Genomic DNA, 20,003 nt, shown 5'->3' with positions numbered 1-20,003 from the left:
ACGTGCGTGCAACGGTATGAAACGATTTTTGATCAGTAGGATCACTTGCAACCGTAGTTATATTTTACAACGTTCGGGTTATTCGGTAAAGACTTGCGTGGAAAGCGCTTCTTTTTTTAGCGCTTTCCGCCGCGACCGCCACCGCGTGGTGCACTGCCGCGGGATCCGCCGGATTGCCCGCCGCGAGGCGAGCTGGATCTGTCGCCACGCGGCGCTCCGCCGCGTGCTCCAAAGCTATCACCGCGAGGTGCGCTGCTGCGTGCTCCACGCTCTGCACTATCGCCGCGTCCGCGTGCCTGGCCGCTGCGTTCGCCGCCAGCTTGCCCGCCGCGAGTCGCGCTCTGTCTGTCGCCCCGCGGCGCAGCGCCGCGAGCTCCAAAGCCCTCGCCCCGCGGCGCTGCTGCACCGCGTGCTCCGCGCTCCGCGCTGTCGCCACGGCCTTTGCCGCCGCGAATTGTGCGTGACGCGCTTGCTGCGTCATCACGCCCCGTGCCGGCATACTTGTTGTATGGCGAGTAAGACTTATCGCCATGAGGAGCAGAACGTCTGCGCTCCGTACCTTCAGCACGAGGCGCTCGTTCAGCTCCGTCTCCGCCGCTCCATGACTTGGTAACGCGTGCTTTAGCAGCGTTCATGTTGTCGCCGCGGCCTGGTCCAGCATTCGTTGCTGCTGGACGTTCTTTACTCTCAGCGCGTCCCCACGTATTTGGATTGCGTTCCGAGTTGACCTTCGCAGGACGCGGGCCAGTACGTGCACTTCCAGGCGCAGCACTACGCGAACCGAATTTATCGCCTCTAGAGGACGAACTTTTCGTTCCATACTGAACGTTGTCCCGACCGCCACGGCTAGCTTCGCGAGCGCCGGATCTTCCGCTGCGTCCGCCAGTTGCGCCGTTTCTTTCATTACGCCCCCCGCGTGATTGCCCGCCACTGCTTCTGCGTGCGGAACCTCTGCCTTCCGTGTCAACATATTCGTCAGAATTGGAACGAACACGTCGTTGCTGTTGTTCCGGACTTCTCAAAGACATCCGAATGCCTTTTTCGATTAATTCAATGGTAGGCATATCTCGCTGTGTAGCAAAAGTCACAGCTACACCTGATTCACCAGCACGGCCCGTTCGGCCAATACGGTGAATGTAGCTCTCGGCATCTTGCGGGACATCATAGTTGAAAATATGGGTGACCCCTTCAACATCCAAGCCTCGAGCTGCGATATCCGTTGCGACCAAGAGTTCGATTCGCCCGTCTCTGAAACGCTTCATGACTTGTTCGCGCTTCGCTTGAGACAAATCACCGTGAAGCTCATCCGACATTAAGCCGATTTCCTGCAAAACCTCATTGAGCGCTATAGCCTTAGCTTTCGTACGACAGAAAATCATAGCTAGATATGGCTTATATTCTTTAATAGCAGCTATCAAAGCATCTTGTTTGTCTCGATCTGTCGTTGGAACCAGGACTTGTTTAATTTCAGCCAAAGTCACTTGTTTGCTTTGAATTTTAATTTCCTTAGCTTCTTTCATATAAGCTTTGGATAGGTTTACGACCTGCTCAGGCATAGTTGCAGAGAAGAGAAGTGTTTGACGATAAGGGGAGGTTTGGGCAATGATATCCTTCACTTCATGAAGGAAGCCCATATGCAGCATTTGATCAGCTTCATCTAATACAAGTATTTTTAATTTATAGAAGTTGATAGAACCGCGGCGAAGGTGATCGAGCAATCTACCCGGTGTTCCTACTACTATATGTATGTTGCCTTGTAGCTTTCTAAGCTGCTTTTCTACATCTTGCCCGCCATATGCAGCCAAAACCTTTGCTCCTGTAACAGGGACAAGGCTTTTCAGCTCGTTGCTAATTTGAATAGCTAATTCACGTGTCGGTGTCAAAATAAGTGCTTGGACATCTGGGCTTTCTACATCAATTGTTTCTAATATAGGAAGTACAAAGGCAAGGGTTTTACCAGTACCTGTTTGTGCCTGTGCGATAACATCTGTACCTTTTAACAAAACAGGTATCGCTTCTTTTTGAATGGGGGTCGGTTCAACGACTCCTCCAGATTGTAATACGTGAACAAGACTTTCTCTAATTCCTAATGAGGCAAATCCGTTTGACATGGTAAATTGGCCAGCTCCCTTTTTCTTGCTTAATATAGGGACTTTGGTCATAGACCAGAGTCTCTCCTTGTTAAAGACGATTCCCTCATTGTACAGGAATGCCAGACAAATGAAAACAGGAGCCGACCAACAAGCAGCAAATACTACTTTATATAGAAGGAATTTTCTTTCGTAACTTCTACATTAGCCTCCAGGCAGCACTTGAGCTGTGCCGAAAACGCGCGTAACCGTTTGATTGAAATCCGTTAATAAAGGCATCAGAGAATGGCCCTTCCAGCTTTCTTGGGCGTAGCTGTTCATTTTATTAAGGAAATCACGGTTTGCCGAAATGTAGACATCCATGATGTTAGGCTGCAGCTTACGAATTTTCTCAGCTATAGCTTGTTTGAATCGATGAGAAAGCATATCATGGTGCACCGCAGTTTCATAACTATTGTAACCATTGTTTAAATCATTGGACGGCATGGTGTCATTGAATGGTGCATGATCGTTATAAAAGCCCTTGGTAGTCCCCTGGTTATTCGTCTCTCTGGTGGAACCCTTGGTACCTGCAGCACTGCTGTCAATCATTAGAGCGACGTAGGCATTTTGATCGGTAGTCATCACGATGGCTGTATTTACCCCATTCATAGCATTTAATTGGTTGGAAAGAAATTGGCTGTAATCCAGCTTTGAATTGTTATGTGTAACTGGACCAGAGAGCTGTTGGGTTTGATAAGCTCTTTCGGATTCCTCTGTTTTTTCGACAGGGGCGCCAAAATTCGTGTGGTCGGGGCTTTTCCCATATTCTCTTCCATTCTCTGCACAACCGGATAATGTCAGCAGGAGGAATATCATTCCACAAATCGGAAAACCTAACTTCCTGAGCATCAAAAGAGACCTCCCATATACATTGTAATGTCTATAGGATGGGATGTTTCTTCGCTTTTATTCGTGTTCGGAAATAAAGGCTTTTATGCATAAAGAGGCGGGTGTATGGAAATAACCATGGAGGGAAAATATATCGCTACAGAGCGGTTTAAGAACAATTTGTGAACTTCCCTCCAGCGATTGACAAAAACTTTTCACGAATTTATAGTTAATAAAGTGAATTGACATGGGCATGGCCTTCGTGGTAAAAATATTGTTTTAAAAGTGGGGTTGATACAATGAGTCGATTGAAAAAGTTATGGCGTCTGGTGCCCCTTTTAGCGGCAATGATGTTCTTGCTAACCGGGTGTGGAGACCCAACCTTATCTGCTTTATTGCCAAAAGGTCCTGTGGCAACCGAGCAGCTTTATTTAATGAAATTAAGTCTCTTTATCATGGTTTTTGTCGTAATTGTCGTGTTTGCAATTTATGTGTATGTATTAGTTCGTTTTCGCAAACGCGCTGGCGACAACAGCATACCTAAACAAGTTGAAGGTAGCCACGTGCTTGAGATTATCTGGACTGTTGTTCCGATTCTCCTTCTGTTAGTGCTTGCGGTACCAACAGTGACCTACACATTCAAGCATTCAACGAATTACAATAAGGACAAAGCTGCGGTTCATGTCAAAGTAACTGCACATCAATTCTGGTGGCAGTTTGAATATCCCGATTTAGGCATTGCTACAGCTCAAGAGCTTGTCGTACCTAAGGATAAAATTATTGCATTCGATCTTGTTTCAGCTGATGTGTCTCATGCCTTCTGGGTACCATCCCTAGGTGGTAAAGTGGATACGAATCCAGGTATCCATAATACGCTTTATCTTCAAGCTGACGAAATCGCTACCTTCCAAGGAAGATGTACAGAGCTTTGCGGAGCCTCGCATGCCTTGATGAACTTTACCGTTCAAGCGAAGTCTGAAGCCGATTTCAACGCTTGGGTCGCGAAAATGAAAGCTCCTGCTACTGTGCCGGCAACTGCACAAAAAGGTGAAGAGCTTTTCAAAGAAAATTGTATGTCTTGTCACGCTGTTAATGCGAACGGTCCTGGTGTTGCTCCTAACCTGAAAGGTTTCGCAGATCGCGATACACTTGCCGGAATTCTGGAACATACTCCTGAGAAAATGGCATTGTGGATACATAATCCGCAAGACCAAAAACCGGGCAACAAAATGCCGGCTTTTGGTAAAGAAGCAGGCGGTAAGCTTGATGACGCTCAAATTAAAGATATTGTTCAGTACTTACAGACTTTGAAATAAACTTCTCAGGTAAAGGAGGTTAATACGTTGGCTCACTCTCATCCAGTAAAAAAACATACCGGTCTGATGGATTGGCTTACAACAGTCGATCACAAGAAAATCGGTATCCTGTACTTAATAGCGGGCGGCTTCTTCTTCCTCGTAGGAGGACTTGAAGCCATCTTGATTCGGATTCAACTCGCTTATCCCGATCAGCATATTTTTATCGGCGATGCATTTAACCAATTAACCACGATGCACGGAACAACGATGATTTTCTTTGCGGCTATGCCGGTCATCTTCGCATTCATGAATGCCATCGTTCCTCTGCAAATTGGTGCAAGGGACGTTGCGTTCCCATTCGTGAACTCCCTTGGTTTCTGGTTGTTCTTCGCTGGTGGCGTACTGATGAACACAAGTTGGTTCTTGGGTGGCGCACCTGATGGTGGTTGGACAGGATATGCTCCATTATCCACGATAACGGACACCAGTTGGGGACAAACACTTGAAAACAACCTGCGAGGTACTGATTTCTATGTACTAGGGCTACAAATTGCTGGTATTGGTACTCTAATCGGGGGAATTAACTTCCTGGTTACAATCATCAATATGCGTGCACCGGGTCTTACTTATATGCGTTTGCCGATGTTCACATGGTCAGCTTTCGTTACTTCAGGTTTGATTGTTCTTGCTTTCCCTGCCATTACAGTTGGCCTTGTTGAACTGATGTTTGATCGCGTCTTTAATGGTGCATTCTTCGATGCAGCTAGAGGCGGCAACAATGTGTTATGGGAGCATTTATTCTGGCTCTTCGGGCATCCAGAGGTATATATTCTGATTCTTCCAGCTTTCGGTATCATTTCTGAGATTGTTTCAACTTTCTCGAAGAAACGTCTTTTCGGATACAGCTCCATGGTTTTTGCAACAGTTTTAATTGGTTTCCTAGGCTTCATGGTTTGGGTTCACCATATGTTTACATCAGGTTTAGGTCCAGTTGCCAATTCCATCTTCGCGATTGCTACTATGGCGATTGCAGTTCCAACTGGCGTGAAGATCTTTAACTGGTTATTCACACTTTGGGGCGGACAAATTCGCTTCACAACAGCGAATATTTTCGCTACAGCTTTTATCCCAACATTCGTAATGGGTGGAACGACAGGGGTTATGCTTGCGATTCCAGCAGCAGACTTCCAGTATCATGATACGTATTTCGTTGTCGCTCACTTTCACTATGTTATCGTTGGTGGTCTAGTGCTTGGCTTGTTCGCAGGTCTTTACTACTGGTGGCCAAAAATGTTTGGACGTATGTTGAATGAAGGAATGGGTAAACTGCATTTCTGGCTGTTCTTCATTGGCTTCCATTTGACATTCTTCCCTCAGCATTTCTTGGGACTTATGGGAATGCCGCGTCGTGTCTTCACGTACCAACCTGGACATGATCTCGAAGTAGGCAACTTGGTTTCAACCGTAGGTGCATTCTTGATGGGTATCGGTACATTAGTATTCTTAATCAACATTATTGCAACATCAAGAAAACCAATTACGGCTCCTGCAGATCCATGGGATGGTCGTACATTGGAGTGGGCGATTCCTTCACCTGCACCTGAGTATAACTTCAAACAAACACCGCTTGTTCGCGGATTAGATGCACTTTGGAAAGAAAAAATGGCTGGTAATAAACAAATGACTCCGGCAGAACCTATAGGTTCGATTCATATGCCTTCAGCATCCATATTACCGCTTGTTATGTCAGTAGGTTTGTTCATTGCAGGTTTTGGTTTTATGTACCGAAACTACTATGTAGCTGCCGCGGGAATCCTCGTTACATTTATTGCGATGTTCTTACGTTCTGTATACGACGATCATGGTTGGCATATTGAGCCGGAAGAGCTTGAAGACGACAAGGGGGTTAAGGCATGAGTACTCATCATACGGGCGCACTGCCTGCTAATCCGGAAACGGCTACCCTCGAAGGGAAAAATAAAGTTCTCGGATTTTGGTTATTCCTTGGAGCCGAGGTTGTGTTGTTCGGTTGTTTATTCGCAACCTACATCGCTCTTCGGAACTCTGTTCCAGACGGTCCTACAGCAAATGAGCTTTTCAAGCTCAAAACAGTAGGCTGGTCTACCTTCATTCTCTTAACAAGTAGTTTAACGAGTGTATTCGCGATCATCGCGATGCACAAACAAAAGCTAGGCCAATTGCTCGCGTGGCTTGCAATTACTGTATTGTTTGGTCTTTCGTTCTTGGGAATGGAGATTTATGAGTTCATTGAGTATGTGCATGAAGGACATAAATTTTCAACAAGTGCTTTCTCGACATCGTTTTATACATTGGTCGGATTCCACGGAGCTCACGTAGCTTTCGGGGTTTGCTGGATTACACTGTTGATTTTGCAAGGACTCAAAAAAGGTCTTACAGTCGTTACTGCACCTAAGTTTTACGTAGCTGCATTGTATTGGCACTTTATTGACTTAGTCTGGGTATTTATCTTCACAGTCGTTTATCTGATGGGGAAGGTGGGTCACTAAGATGAGCAGTAATTCTCATGATACACACGCACCTAGCAAACGAGTTAAGCATGAATCACCGCTGAACCACTACTTGTCGTACATTATCTCGATTCTTCTCACGATGTTGGCATTCGCTGTCGTTCTTTACGGAGACTTGGATCGTTCCTTTATTTTAATCTTCATCGTTACTTTGGCTATTGTGCAAGCTGTTGTCCAGCTTCTGTTCTGGATGCATGCCAAAGAAAGAGGACACTTATTTCCGCTCATTTTTATCGGGGCTGGAGCATTCGTTGCTCTCACCGGTGTTATTATGGCAGTATATTGGGTATGGTGGTAGGAAAGCAGGAAGAGGCAACTTTGTCTAGACAAAGTGCCTCCTCTTTTTTTAGTTGAAAGGAGATAGAGATTAGCTATGAGCCAAATTGGTGGATTTTTCGATTTGTGGAATCCTGTTATACTGTTGGTGGTCATCGTTGTCGGATATGTCTATAGTCGATTTGTCGCTAAGGGGAATGGGAATTTCGCAGATGCAGAACCAGTTTCGGATAAGCAGAAGCTATGTTTCTATACGGGGCTGGCCCTGTTCTACATAGGACAAGGGAGTCCGATTAACTACATCGGTCATCATTATTTGTTCAGCGCGCATATGCTGCAGCAAACGGTCCTGTATTTAATTGTTCCTATATTTATATGGCTAGGTACGCCTGCTTGGGTACTCCGTCTTTTCATGCAAAATCGAGTCTTCCGCGGCGCAGTTACATTTTTCACACGTCCGCTGATTGCGCTGTTTTTGTTCAACATGCTCTTCTCCATCTATCATATGCCTTTTATTATGGATTATTTGATGAATAATGATGTATGGCTTTTTGGTTATCATACGGTTCTTTTGTTCACAGCTTTCATGATGTGGTTCCCTATATTTTGTCCACTTCCAGAGCTGAATCGCCTGAATGATCTGAAGAAATTGGCGTACATTTTCGGCAATGGTTTGTTGTTGACCCCTGCCTGCGCGCTTATCATATTTGCAGAGTCGACCCTTTATGATATGTATTCAAATGTTACTGTGCCTTTCACTCATTTGTCTCCGCTCGATGATCAACAACTCGGCGGCGTTATTATGAAAATCATTCAAGAGATCGTATATGGAGCAACACTTGCCTATATTTTCTTCAGATGGTACCGTAGAGAGCGTAAGGAAGATGACGATATGGAACTTGTTGAGACACAAGAGAGCTTGAATAACCAGGGCGGGAATTGGAATCGCGCTTAGAAAGGATTTATGGAGATGCACATTTTACCAACTATTTCTACGATGTTTATCGTTATCAGTGCCATATTTGTTGGTTTCGGCTGGTATCATATTGTAAAAGGGAATCGGGAAACGCATCAAAAGCTGATGGTTCTTGGAGCAATCTTCGCACTGGCGTTTTTCATCATCTACATGTCCCGTACCTTGTTTGAAGGGAACACGGCATTTGGCGGGCCTGAAAGTCTGAAGCTGCCGTATCACTTATTCTTGTTCTTTCATATTACGTTGGCAACAGTGGGGGGAGTACTAGGTCTAATCACACTATGGTTTGCTTACAAAAACAAATTTCTAAAACATAAAAAAATCGGACGAGTCGCCGCGATCGTATGGCTGCTTACGGCGCCTACAGGCGTCTTGGTGTATGTTCTGCTTTATTTGATGTATCCAGGTGGGACGACGAAGCCAGTGATTGATGCGATTTTTGGCTTGTAAGGAGAAGCTGAATCTGTGAGTTATGCTCACAACATTCAGCTTTTTTTGTTCTCGTATTTTCCAAATATTGTGTGGTTGTTGAGATTTGATGAGGATGCTTGAAATGTTTACGGGCATGACAGTCTTATCAGAGATTGATTTGAAATATCTTATTTTGCTCGGGTGCCCATTTTTCGGAAATTCCTGGTTTTTGCAACTATTTCGCTTCTTGAAATAAGGTGGTCGTCACTGGTTTTCCATGTGTGGCTTTTTTTGTTTTTTCTGCGGATCATTACATAATTGTAAGGACTTGATGAGTATACTTTAAAGTGATTTATCCTGCATCTTTTTGCAAAGATCACATCTTCATTTAGTGAAATTTTTGGAAATCGGACTTTTTTGAAAACACGCCTTTTAAATAAGATGGTTCCACCGGTCACCCACTTAACGAATTTATGTTGTTTTTTTGGTGAATATAGGACGAGCAGATCTCTCGTTTTGATAAAAGCCAGATAAGCCCTTTTTCCCACAACATGCGCTTTCGAACGACGCAGCGCTTTCATCTGCTCTGTCAAATAATATTTCGAGTAGTAGTCGTCATCATCGAATTTTGCTATATAGGGGTGCTTCGTCCGTTTTATAGCATAATTTAGACACTCACCCAGAGAGACCTTTTCCCCCCTCCTGTAAACCGAAACATTTTTATGGTCTTTTGTTTTTTTTCGGTACTTAGATAATTTCATGCCGTTTTTATTTAATATGATAATTAATTCTTTTATCGGGTAACGCTGTCTTTCATAATTTTCCAAAACATTACCAAAAAAACTTGGTCTATTCGTACATGTGATGATCGATACTCCCCGCTTTTTTTTGCTCACTATATCTCCTCCCGGAATTAAAAAAATACGTGCGCATTTCACTTTTTGCGGTGTTTTTTAAAATTCCCATAATCAATAATAACGATTCGTCCATTATTTTTTAAACGTAAGTTATTAGAATTAAGATCACGGGGAATGATTCCTTTCCTTATGAATCTGCTTTCCAATGCGAAAAGTTTACGCTTATATTTTTTTGATCTGGGAAACTTCCGTTTGTACTTTTTCATTATTAAAAAGCGATATCCAAACCCATGAGTTATTACTTTTCCCAGGTATTTTTTGATCCGAGATGGAGCTGACTTATATATAATTACCTCTTTCTTATTGCTTGACCTTCCATTTTTAGATTTAGCAACTTTTATTACATGGCGATTACCCAAATCATGTACGACTCGCCACTTACCTATCCCGATAATTTTTTTTCCTTTTATCATTTTTTTAATCTTCTTCTTCATGTAACAATGTACCCCTCCCGTCATAAGGTGTATTGTTATTCTATTCAACCACGTTAATAAATTGAAAAATTTACCACAAATAGACACTCAGTGAAGAGGGGGCCAATGAAAAATTATTAAAATTGATATTGAAAATTTCCATAGTCAATCACAATGATTTCCCCGTTAGAATTTAGACGCAGGTTTTGATAATTGGGTCCATCACGACCTGATATTTCATAAGGAATTATTCGATTTTTCTTAAATTTACCTTTCATATCAAAAAATTTTTTCATATTTTCTTTATTTCTTCGGAAATTTATATAATAATTTTTCATTATTATCCAATTGAATCTATCATCGTGCTTTAGGATGTGGCCAAGATGTTTTTTTATCTCGGATGGAGATGTCATGCATATGGTTACTTCTTTCTTGTTGCTTTTTATCCCATATTTAGACTTAGCTACCTTTAGTACGTATCCATTACCCAGATCATATACAATTCGTCTTGAACCCAAACCAATAATGTTTTTTCCTCGAATCATTTTTTTAATATTTTTGTCTAATGAAACATGATCCGCTCTCAGGGAGCGGTTGTCTGTCATTCTATTCGATTTACATATTCGTTTTCGTTTTTTGTGTGTTCGTGAACCCGACGGCCTGTAAGGTCCAGGCTCACATTGTAATCCTTGCGATTCGGGAGGCTCAGGGTAGCTTTCAAGACCTAGGGTTATTTGAGGTGTTGGTAAACTGACAGGTCCGGGTTCCCCTAGAAGTCCCAGCGGTCCTTGCATTACGGGGCAGACTATAATTAATTCTTCTTGAATACCGCCTAAAGTAGTGGCAAAGTCGGGCGTGGTGGGGGAATTGGCGGAATTAATGTCTTCAGTTTGGTATGCGTTATCAACTAAAGAATAACCTGTATGCTCGCCTTCGGTCATCTCAAATCCGACGCTTTGGCTTCCATCCGCTTCGGCCCTAATTACAAACCGGTATCCGACTGGTTCATAGATGTGATCCTTTTTCTGATAACCAACCGGTTTGAGGTCCATGAACGTCCCAAAGGGGGTAACGATCAACAAATTACCGGCGTCATCGATACGGATCTCGTCTGCCGCCTCATAGATGAACCGAATATCCGCCATCCGGGCACCCGGCTGTAGCATCACATCATATTTCATATTCCCATCGTGTCCTTGAAACACCACATCAATGCCAGGCCACATCTGCCGGTAGACGATTTCCCGATAGATGAGGAGATTCGAGTAATGCTCATTAGGATCGCTACCGCGTCCCGTTTCAGGTGATGCTCCTTCTGGGGTCACGTCAGAACGGGCATTCAAAAACCGCCGAGCCAGACTCGGATTATGAAAAAACGATAGTTTAGGATCAAACTCAAAGAAGGTCATCCCTACTTGTTCCTGGCTAAAGGTAAAACGAAATGCTCTGCCTTCCGCATAGAACCGAACTGCATCATCCAACTTTCCACCATTCGGAATAAATGCTATAGGAAGTCCATAAGTCTCCAATATTCTCTGCTTCGTCTCTTCATCAGGTTGCATGGGATTTCGTTTCCCCTTTCTGATAGACTCATGCCATGAGTTCATTTACACTGATACATAGATACGTATGTCTATATTTGCTTGATTGGGTATGCACCCTTAATTATATAAATAGGCATGAAAGATATTGAAAAAAAGCACCAAATTGGGTGCTTTTAGTCTCATTTTTAACCGTTACTCATAATAGTACCCCAGGAGGAAGAGAGACCAACCAGAATGATCTAGTTGATCTCGTCATTCGACGGAGATCAAACTAATAAGATCCTTTAATGCGCAATAGGAAGAATTATCTCTATCGTTTGGTAGGATTCTCTCAACGCTATTAATTGGTCCCTTGATGTTAAGTAGTAAAAGCCGAGCCGGAACCAATAGGATTTTACCTACCTATAACTACTTCCATCCCATCGATAAAACGAAAGCATTTCAAGATCAATTTCGAGCCCAATTCCAGGGCCGTCTGGAATTGTTATTTCTCCGTTCGAAGGTTGAATTGGAAGCAATCCAGTAAAAGGGTTGTCCATTACATCCCATTCCACGGGCTCGATGGAGTCCGATTTCATTTTACTCCACGGCTCCAGGCTAGCTTGAGCGAAAAGGGCATATTGACGCGATAAGGCGCCATCAAAAGTATGCGGAGTTATGCGAATGCCAAAACTTCTAGCCAGACTTAAAGTTTCTCTGTAAACATCGATCCCGGACATATGGAGAGGATCGGGAGTGATGAAATCGAGGACATGCTGTGCAAGCAAAGAAATATAATCTTTAGTTGTTTCGATACTCTCACCGCCGGCCAATGGTACAACCAAACGGTTTCTTAGCAGTGCGTAATTAGAAACATGCTTTATCTCCAACGGTTCTTCAAGCCAAAGCAGATTGGGCCAGGCTTCAAGAAAAGACTGCCATTGGAGGGTGGCACTTATGTCATAGCTTTGATTGGCATCCAAAGCCAGCTTAATTTTTCCTTGCAACAATGACTGTACTAAGTTGATATGCTGTTGATCTTCAACAATTGATTTTCCACCTATTTTTAGCTTGACCTCTTTATATCCTTGGTTTACTGCCTTTTCAACAGCCGTCAAAGAATGCTTTTGCCAGTCTGTATCTTCCGAATAGGACTGAAAAGAGGCATATACAGGCACTTTGTCACGAAACTTGCCGCCCCACAGGTTACACACGGATACCCCGCATGTTTTTGCCATAATTTCGGTTAATGCCATACTAACGGCAGCAGCAGCGCGTGAGTGCCATTTTTTTATGACCTGCACCATTTGTATTCTATTGAAGATCGACTTGCCGATCAAATAGGGAATGATTCGCTCATGAAAACCTGTGTGCAAGGTTGGCAGCCAATCGGCGCACTCCCCCCAGCCTTCGACGCCAGTATCAGTCGTTATACGAATCACATAACATGTGCGGTACGATTTGATGCCGTTGGCATCGCCATAAGGCTTGGGAATACGGTAGAAGATTGGAAATGTGTCAATTTTACGAATCTGCACGGAAAGATACCTCTCAGCTTTATTTAGCCGTTCACAATAACACTCGGATTTTTCGTCGACACCTCCTTGCCTTTTTCTTAGTATGGTTGCGAACCCTGTATATTATGACCACTCTTGGATGAATTTTCTGGATGCTGGATATGCTAGGGGCATTGAGAACCTTACATAAGAAATGAGGGAGACCTATGTATTGGCATGCTTGGCCAATTGCACGAATATTGATTCTGTTTGTCAGCCTTGCTTTTATGTTGGTGGGGATACAGGTGACGATGTTTCATTACCGGCAAAATTTTCACCATAAGGCGATGTGGCTTCCGGTCATTTCTTCGCCGATTTTTCTTGTCGTTGGACTCGCTCTTACGATCTATAACATTTCTTGGTTGAGTGCTTTGTTTCAGATCCTAATGTGGTTCGGCGTGGTTTCAGGACTGATCGGATTTTATTTTCATGTTCGGGGAGTCGGTGTCCGTGTTGGTGGTTATGCGCTTCGCAACTTCCTCATCGGACCGCCAGTCACGCTCCCGATGATGTTTACCGCCATCAGCGTGCTTGGACTTATCGCGGTCTTTTGGAGATCGTGAACATGAACGCACACAAAACGGATGAAAGGCGGAAGCAGATATGAACGGAAAAACGCGGTACCCTCATCCGCGGGTTTGGTCGGAAATCGGTTATGCGGGTCCAGCTTATCCGCGAGGATACGTGCGTACACAGCTTGGACAATTGGATCCATGGGAGGCTAAGGCGGAACATGAAGCGTAAATATGCGAATGAAGAAGTAGATGCTGTCATCGTCGGTGCTGGCGCTGCGGGAGGGGTATTGGCAAAAGAATTAAGCGAAGCCGGATTATCTGTCGTCGTACTGGACGCCGGTCCTTTCCGTGATCCCCAGAAGGATTTTGCCAGCGACGAACTCTCAATGAGAAATCTTAGTTGGCAAGATACGAGAATCGTAGCCGGCAACGATCCGCTCACTATGGGACATAACAATTCCGGCCGCGGTATCGGCGGCGGAACGACCCACTTTACAGCCGTTTTTTTGCGTTTTCAGGATTTAGACTTTAAAGCAAAGACGATCGACGGGATTGGCGAGGATTGGCCAATAAGCTATGAAGATCTTGAACCTTATTACACCCGAACGGAAAAAGATATTGCGGTCTCCGGGCCCAAACATTTTCCCTGGGGACACTTCAACGGTCCTTATCCATATCCAGAGCGGGAACCGCTGAGTCCAAACGCGTATATGTTCATGAACGGTTGTGAAAAGCTGGGGATCCGTTCTTCCGTTGCTCCTCTGGCCATTTTGTCCGCCCCATTCGAAGGCCGTCCTCCTTGCATCAACCGTGGATTTTGCAATCAAGGCTGCATGCCGGATGCCAAATTCAGCACACTGATCGTGCACATTCCAAAAGCCATCAAGGCAGGAACTGAGGTATTGCCGGATTGCATGGTGACGCAGGTATTGATGGGCAAAGACGGACTGGCCAAAGGCGTAGCATTCGTTCATGAAGGTAAAACGTATGAGCAAAAGGCTAAAATGGTCATCCTGAGCGCATTTGTGGTAGAGACTCCGAGGCTGCTGCTCAATTCGGCAAACGCGCAATTTCCGGAAGGACTTGCGAACAGCAGTGGTATGGTCGGAAAATCCATTATGGTGCATAGCAGCAATGACGTATATGCGAAATTCGATTCCGAGGTCCGCCTGTATAAAGGAACGCCGGTACTTGCGACGACATTGGATTATTACCGGACAGACCCGAACCGCGATTTTGTTCGCGGCTATACGCTTCATGCCCATGGCGCAAGACCAGTTGAATTCGCAAATGGGGTCTCCAAAGCAGAGGGTGGCCCAGTATGGGGCGAGCGACTTAGGCATGCGCTCCTGGATTACAATTATTACGGAAGAGTCACATTGGTCGGCGAGGTATTGCCGAATCCGAATAATCGAGTTACTTTAACGGATGAGAAAGATGAATATGGTTTGCCGCGGGCAAAAGTTACATTCAGTTATGGGGAGAACGACCAAAAGCTGATCAAACACGCGGTGAGTACGATGAGTTTGATATTGGAAGCCGAGAGTGGAAAGGTGGAGTTCGTCGTTCCGGATACGGCGCATATGATGGGAGGATGCAGAATGGGGGACAACCCGACTGAATCGGTCGTCAATTCTTACGGACAGAGTCACGACATCCCCAACTTGTTCGTTTGCGACGCGAGTATCTTTGTCACTTCAGGCGCCGGGAATCCGACCAACACCGTCATGTCACTTGCGTTGCGCACGGCTGATTACATCAAAGAAAAAGCAAAGAAAAAAGAAATGCAAGCAAGCCGGGGATAACCGGCTTATTTGCATTTATAAAGAGGAGAAACGAGATCAACCAGAATGATCTAAGTGATCTCACAAAGGGGGGCAAGCTAATACGACGCTTTAATGTGCAATTGGAAGACTTATCTCTATCGTTGTCCCTTTATTTTCCTCGCTAAACACCGCGATTTCTCCATGATGATTCTCTATAATCCTTTTACTAACCATGAAGCCTAGTCCGGTTCCCTTTTCTTTTGTTGTATAGAAGGGTTCTCCTAATTTAGAAAGAATGTGTTCGGGAATCCCACATCCTTGGTCAATAAAGCGAAGTATGATATGATTTTCATTTTTACTTGTTACTTGAATAAAGAGATTTCCGCCCTTCGGCATAGCTTCAATACCGTTTTTAATAAAGTTAATACACACTTGTTTCAGTTGATTTTCATCACACAGAATAGTCGGGATATCCGGATCAAACTCCGTGATGATTTGAACATTGTTGATAATGGCTTGCGTATCTAATAGGGTGGTGACTTGTGCTAGGAGCATCCGAATGTCTTTGCGTTCCGTTTGAATGATTTGAGGTTTTGCAAGAATTAATAGTTCATTTAGAATCATTTCAATTCGTTCGATTTCGGAGGCTATGATGTCCAAATACATCTTTTTCTCGACGATGCCAGATTTCATGAGTTGAACGAATCCTTTAATTGCCGTGATCGGATTGCGAATTTCATGAGCAATTCCAGCCGCTAATTGACCCGCAATGGACAATTTTTCTGACCTAATCAATAGCTCTTCCGCTTGCTTTTTGTCAGTGATATCCCTTAGGATCACAGCCCAACCAGTAATATGTCCATTCTCTCTGCGCATAGTGAAAGTTGAAATCATAACCGTAAGGTTAACGCCATCTTTTCTTTTTCTAATGGTTTCAAATCCCTCGATGGTTTCAATGGATTTAATTCTTGCCAGATTATGAGCGACATCCGGTTTGAGTTCAAGAGGTATGTTGGGTAAATCAAGTACATGGAGTCCAATAATTTCGGGCTCTGTCCATCCATACGTTTTTTCAAAAGCCTGATTGATTCTTACTGCTATTCCTTCCAAATTAAGGATAAGAATCGGGTCCACATTTCGATCAATGAAGGATTCAAGCTGGTCTTTCGCTGCTTTCAGTTCTTGCTCCGCACGTTTTCTTTCACTAATATCTCTTCCCATAGCTAAGACTTTAACAATTTCCCCGTCTTCATTACGTATCATTTTTGCTGTTGTTTCAAACCAGACATATTGTCCTTGTTTGTGACGAACTCGGCATGTAAAAGTATCTATATCTGATTTTTGCAGAATACTTTTATCAATAAAGGAAGCAACATCATCCGGGTGCCAGAAATCGGTTGCGATTTTGTCCACATACTCATCAGGCTCATATCCAAGCAATGTCTTAATGGCTGGGGAAACATAACGAACAACGCCATCAGGCGTTGCAAATGTAATAATATCCTGCGCATTCTCTGAAATAAGTTGGTATAGATTTTGACTTTCTTCTAGCCTCTTCCACAATTCATTTCGGTATGTAATGTCACTGGCAATTCCGTAGACACCAATGACTTGCTGATTGACAAGGATCGGGACATTGGTCACATCGAAGGTCGTATATATTCCTTTCCTACATATACCTGTCGCTTCATATCGCTGCGCAAAACCTTTTGCTGCTTGATTGAAATGAAGCTCTACCAGTTCTAAATCTGTAGGAACTGCGACCGAACGAAAGTTTATCGGATTCTCTAGCATTTCCTGTTTCGTATAACCCATCAGCTCTTCAAAAGTTTGATTAATAGAGGTGTAGTTGCCCTCCAAATCCATCGAATAAATTAAATCCGGATGAAAGTCGAAGAGGGATTTATAACGCTGCTCGTTGTCCTGCAAACTTCGCTCTTTTTTGATTCGTTCTGTAATATCTCTGGAAACGATGATAATTTCTTTCGTCTCACCAGTTTCTGAATCGAGAAGGGGGACTGCTTGTTGACTCGGTCCATATATAACTACCATCCTTTTTTCGTAAACGAACAATCTTGTTAGACAGCGTGTCTGTCTGAAGAATAGCTATATGATCCTGAATGGCTATCGGGACATCCTCAGGATGAAGAAATTCATAACCTGCTTTCCCGATCATTTCTTCAGGCGAATACCCCAGAACTTCATAACAAGAAGGAGAAGCGTAGAGATAGGTTCCGTCAGGGTTGTGCATGGTAATGAAATCAAAAGCGTGCTCCACAACGGATCGATAGCGCTGCTCTCTTTCTATTAAAAGGCGCTTTTTCTCCTGTATTTCGTTACCAGCAATCTTTTGATCGGTAATATTGATAACCTGAGATATGAAAAATTGGGGCTCTCCAGCTTTATTTTTCACTAAGGTGATCGTTATTTGTACCCAAATAATTTCGCCCTCTTGCTTAAACAGACGTTTTTCCATTTGGTAGGATTCTCTCATACCTTCAATTAATTGCTTCCTAAACGCAAGATCAAGGTCTAAATCATCGGGATGTGTCATTTCTTGAACGCTCTTAAGGAGTAATTCTTCCTCAGATAATCCTAAGATCGAGCAGACAGTTGAATTTGCTTTGAGAACGCTCCCATTAATGGTTACGAGAACCATACCAATTGGAGCATGTTGAAAGGCTTGAAAAAATAAGGTTTGATTCTCTAGCTGTTGCTCAATTAGCATTGGGTAACCCTCCCGTTATAACTCGATGTATGAACTGTTCTATGGAATAGATCTTTTCTCCTTCTCGCTTACCTAAACAAATATCGAGGGGTCCTTCACCGGGAGCGGTGGAGGACCTGTTTTGTTTTTATACAGCATGATTACATTTTCCCGAGCTTCAAGGAGTGGGAAGGTGGATGCCCGACGATTTTCTTGTACATGTAGTTGAAATAGGTCTGGTCGCAGTAGCCGAGCGAATCCGATATTTCCCCGATCGTCATATTCGTCGTCAGAAGTAGCTCCCTTGCGGTGGCGACGCGTATCTCATGCATATATTCTACCGGCGTTCGTCCGGTTACTTCCTTGAACACATTCGAAACATAATTCGGACTTCGGTCGACATGCTGGGCGAGATCTTGTAGCCGCAGAGGTTCCCGATAATGCTGAACGATATATTGCTGAATCCGCAGTGCGAGACTTCGACGCGAGGAGGAGAACGCTTCGTTCGTTAATTCACGCTGTACAAGTCCAAGAATCTCCGTCAATATGCCTTCGGAAATCATCTCATAAAAAGGCATCTTGCCGATCCACGATTCGTTGAGAACGGAGAAGCGCTGTTTGATGTAGTCAAAACCGGTCGGACGGTATTGTAAGTAGGGCTCGCTGCTGAATCCAGTAAGCTTATAGAGAGGTAAATCACTAAAGTGTGCAGAGTACATATGGTGGGGCTCACTCTCATCGGTCTCTGCAGCCCGCCAAGTGCCTTGGGTTAGGAACAGTCCTTCCCCCTTCGATATGCATAATGTCCGATCACCAATTGCGTAGCGTACTTTCCCCTTCACAACGAGCAGCAGAATATGATGCCGAGTAGGGGCCAGGTCCACATGCCAATTCGATTCGGCCGGTTGTTGGTCGAATATGATATGTTCGATCTTCATCAGAAACGTCTCCCCTCGGTCCTTCAAAAATCGTAGAATCCTTAAAAAAACTGTATGATTACCAATCGTAACCTCTATCAAAAGAAATTACAATAAGGACAGACGAAGGAAAGGGGATTGATGTATGAACAAGGAAATGAAATGCATTGATGTCGATGTCCATAACGACCTGAAGAGTCCGCAAGAATTGCTGCCGTATTTGCCAGAGCCGTGGAGATCTAGAGTAGCGAGCTCGGGGCTCGGCTTTCCTGGGCACGGATATTGGTCTCCGGTCGGGGTCGTCCGCAAGGATTGCATGCCACACTCCGGGGGACCGTCCGCCTCCGATCCGGGTTATCTCGTTAAGGATCTTGTCGAACAGTTCAACATGGATAAAGTGATCCTAACGGGCAACTTGACGAACTCCTCGACGATCCATGATCCGGATTACGCAGCAGCGCTCGTCTCGGCCTACAACGATCATATTGTCGCCGACTGGCTGACGAAGCACGAATCATTCCGGGGTTCGATCACCATCGCTCCGCAGGATCCGTCCCTCGCTGTGAGGGAAATCGATCGGCTGGCCGATCATCCGGCAATGGTACAGGTTCTCATGGGCAGCGCGCAGCGTGCAGGGCTCGGACAGCGCCAGTTCCATCCGATTTACGAAGCAGCCGAGCGGCATGGTCTGCCCATTGCTATTCATCCGGGGGGCGAAGGTGCAGCAGGGATGCCGGCCCCGACGCCAGCCGGTTATCCGACTCGTTACCTGGAGTGGCATACCTGCCTTTCGCAAAATTATATGGCACATCTGACCAGTCTCGTCTGCGAAGGCGTATTCGAGAAATTTCCGAAGCTGAAGTTCGTGATGCTGGAGGGCGGCATTGCTTGGCTTCCGCATCTCATGTGGCGGCTGGATAAAAACTACAAGGCATTGCGTTCCTCGGTGCCATGGCTGAAGCGGCTGCCGAGTGAGTATATCAGGGACCACTGCATGTTCTCCACACAGCCGATCGAGGAACCAGATGACCCTAAGCAGCTGATCTCGATCTTCGATATGATCGATGCCGAGAATATATTGATGTTCTCCAGCGACTATCCACATTGGGACAACGATATGCCGACGGAGATTTTGAAGCGGCTTAGCTCCGAAGCGCGGCAAAAAATATTTTACGATAACGCCAAAGCGTTGTATCGCATATAGGAGGGGGGATGAACA

Annotated in this window: 18 protein-coding genes and 1 pseudogene; 10 read left to right on the top strand and 9 right to left on the bottom strand. The window is 44.6% G+C overall.

Features of this window, described 5'->3' with window-relative positions; all coding sequences use genetic code 11:
- Positions 1 to 116: 116 nt before the first annotated feature.
- On the bottom strand, positions 117 to 2,162 hold the full coding sequence (locus ACBP55_RS34110; RefSeq protein ID WP_464648086.1) for a DEAD/DEAH box helicase: 2,046 nt from the start codon (positions 2,160 to 2,162) through the stop codon (positions 117 to 119).
- Between the two features lie 132 nt (positions 2,163 to 2,294).
- A complete protein-coding gene (locus tag ACBP55_RS34105; RefSeq protein ID WP_464648084.1) occupies positions 2,295 to 2,981 on the bottom strand; it encodes a YhcN/YlaJ family sporulation lipoprotein in 687 nt (228 codons plus the stop codon).
- 278 nt (positions 2,982 to 3,259) lie between these two features.
- Between ACBP55_RS34105 and coxB the strand changes: the two genes are divergently transcribed.
- The 6 genes from coxB to ACBP55_RS34075 all read left to right on the top strand — a co-directional run bounded on the left by coxB (position 3,260) and on the right by ACBP55_RS34075 (position 8,509).
- Positions 3,260 to 4,276 carry a cytochrome c oxidase subunit II gene (coxB, locus tag ACBP55_RS34100; RefSeq protein ID WP_464648082.1) on the top strand — a complete coding sequence of 339 codons (1,017 nt, stop codon included), beginning with the start codon at positions 3,260 to 3,262 and terminating at the stop codon, positions 4,274 to 4,276.
- Between the two features lie 66 nt (positions 4,277 to 4,342).
- On the top strand, positions 4,343 to 6,175 hold the full coding sequence (gene ctaD / locus ACBP55_RS34095) for a cytochrome c oxidase subunit I (protein WP_464653529.1): 1,833 nt from the start codon (positions 4,343 to 4,345) through the stop codon (positions 6,173 to 6,175).
- Positions 6,172 to 6,786 carry a cytochrome (ubi)quinol oxidase subunit III gene (locus ACBP55_RS34090; RefSeq protein ID WP_464648081.1) on the top strand — a complete coding sequence of 205 codons (615 nt, stop codon included), beginning with the start codon at positions 6,172 to 6,174 and terminating at the stop codon, positions 6,784 to 6,786. Before ctaD ends, ACBP55_RS34090 begins: the two co-directional genes overlap by 4 nt.
- A 1-nt stretch (position 6,787) precedes the next feature.
- Positions 6,788 to 7,105 carry a cytochrome C oxidase subunit IV family protein gene (locus ACBP55_RS34085; RefSeq protein WP_464648079.1) on the top strand — a complete coding sequence of 106 codons (318 nt, stop codon included), beginning with the start codon at positions 6,788 to 6,790 and terminating at the stop codon, positions 7,103 to 7,105.
- Between the two features lie 75 nt (positions 7,106 to 7,180).
- Complete coding sequence (locus tag ACBP55_RS34080; protein ID WP_464648077.1) at positions 7,181 to 8,038, top strand: cytochrome c oxidase assembly protein; 858 nt, start codon at positions 7,181 to 7,183, stop codon at positions 8,036 to 8,038.
- Positions 8,039 to 8,047: 9 nt separating this feature from the next.
- On the top strand, positions 8,048 to 8,509 hold the full coding sequence (locus tag ACBP55_RS34075; RefSeq protein WP_261302760.1) for a DUF420 domain-containing protein: 462 nt from the start codon (positions 8,048 to 8,050) through the stop codon (positions 8,507 to 8,509).
- Between the two features lie 149 nt (positions 8,510 to 8,658).
- On the opposite strand, the gene ACBP55_RS34070 is transcribed toward ACBP55_RS34075, so the two are convergent.
- The 4 genes from ACBP55_RS34070 to ACBP55_RS34055 all read right to left on the bottom strand — a co-directional run bounded on the left by ACBP55_RS34070 (position 8,659) and on the right by ACBP55_RS34055 (position 12,861).
- Positions 8,659 to 9,366: a glycosyltransferase family 2 protein gene (locus ACBP55_RS34070; protein ID WP_464648074.1), complete on the bottom strand. Its 708-nt coding sequence runs from the start codon at positions 9,364 to 9,366 to the stop codon at positions 8,659 to 8,661.
- A 38-nt stretch (positions 9,367 to 9,404) separates the two neighbouring features.
- Complete coding sequence (locus ACBP55_RS34065) at positions 9,405 to 9,821, bottom strand: protein kinase family protein (protein WP_173185729.1); 417 nt, start codon at positions 9,819 to 9,821, stop codon at positions 9,405 to 9,407.
- Positions 9,822 to 9,937: 116 nt separating this feature from the next.
- A complete protein-coding gene (locus ACBP55_RS34060; RefSeq protein ID WP_464648072.1) occupies positions 9,938 to 11,362 on the bottom strand; it encodes a DUF7948 domain-containing protein in 1,425 nt (474 codons plus the stop codon).
- Positions 11,363 to 11,742: 380 nt separating this feature from the next.
- A complete protein-coding gene (locus ACBP55_RS34055) occupies positions 11,743 to 12,861 on the bottom strand; it encodes a mandelate racemase/muconate lactonizing enzyme family protein (RefSeq protein WP_464648070.1) in 1,119 nt (372 codons plus the stop codon).
- 185 nt (positions 12,862 to 13,046) lie between these two features.
- Here ACBP55_RS34055 and ACBP55_RS34050 point away from each other — a divergent pair, with 185 nt between their 5' ends.
- The 3 genes and pseudogenes from ACBP55_RS34050 (at position 13,047) to ACBP55_RS34040 (ending at position 15,199) form a co-directional block, all read left to right on the top strand.
- Positions 13,047 to 13,442, top strand: a complete 396-nt coding sequence (locus ACBP55_RS34050) for a hypothetical protein (protein ID WP_464648068.1) — start codon at positions 13,047 to 13,049, stop codon at positions 13,440 to 13,442.
- Between the two features lie 58 nt (positions 13,443 to 13,500).
- Positions 13,501 to 13,623, top strand: a pseudogene (locus tag ACBP55_RS34045) (gluconate 2-dehydrogenase subunit 3 family protein); the annotation flags it as partial.
- Positions 13,613 to 15,199 (top strand): GMC family oxidoreductase, encoded by a 1,587-nt coding sequence (locus ACBP55_RS34040; RefSeq protein WP_464648067.1) that lies wholly within the window; start codon positions 13,613 to 13,615, stop codon positions 15,197 to 15,199. The pseudogene ACBP55_RS34045 and the gene ACBP55_RS34040, both read left to right, overlap by 11 nt.
- A gap of 90 nt (positions 15,200 to 15,289) precedes the next feature.
- On the opposite strand, the gene ACBP55_RS34035 is transcribed toward ACBP55_RS34040, so the two are convergent.
- From ACBP55_RS34035 to ACBP55_RS34025, 3 genes are all read right to left on the bottom strand, one after another.
- Positions 15,290 to 17,212, bottom strand: a complete 1,923-nt coding sequence (locus ACBP55_RS34035; protein WP_464648065.1) for a PAS domain S-box protein — start codon at positions 17,210 to 17,212, stop codon at positions 15,290 to 15,292.
- Positions 17,151 to 17,888 carry a PAS domain-containing protein gene (locus tag ACBP55_RS34030; RefSeq protein WP_464648063.1) on the bottom strand — a complete coding sequence of 246 codons (738 nt, stop codon included), beginning with the start codon at positions 17,886 to 17,888 and terminating at the stop codon, positions 17,151 to 17,153. The genes ACBP55_RS34035 and ACBP55_RS34030 overlap by 62 nt, the downstream gene beginning before the upstream one ends.
- 140 nt (positions 17,889 to 18,028) lie before the next feature.
- Positions 18,029 to 18,805 (bottom strand): helix-turn-helix domain-containing protein, encoded by a 777-nt coding sequence (locus ACBP55_RS34025; RefSeq protein WP_464648061.1) that lies wholly within the window; start codon positions 18,803 to 18,805, stop codon positions 18,029 to 18,031.
- A gap of 124 nt (positions 18,806 to 18,929) precedes the next feature.
- Here ACBP55_RS34025 and ACBP55_RS34020 point away from each other — a divergent pair, with 124 nt between their 5' ends.
- Positions 18,930 to 19,988 carry an amidohydrolase family protein gene (locus ACBP55_RS34020; protein ID WP_464648059.1) on the top strand — a complete coding sequence of 353 codons (1,059 nt, stop codon included), beginning with the start codon at positions 18,930 to 18,932 and terminating at the stop codon, positions 19,986 to 19,988.
- Positions 19,989 to 20,003: the final 15 nt, after the last annotated feature.

The organism is Paenibacillus sp. WG02 (assembly GCF_055396115.1).
The sequence above is the reverse complement of the archived record's forward strand: the minus strand, read 5'-3'. Positions and strand labels throughout refer to the sequence as shown.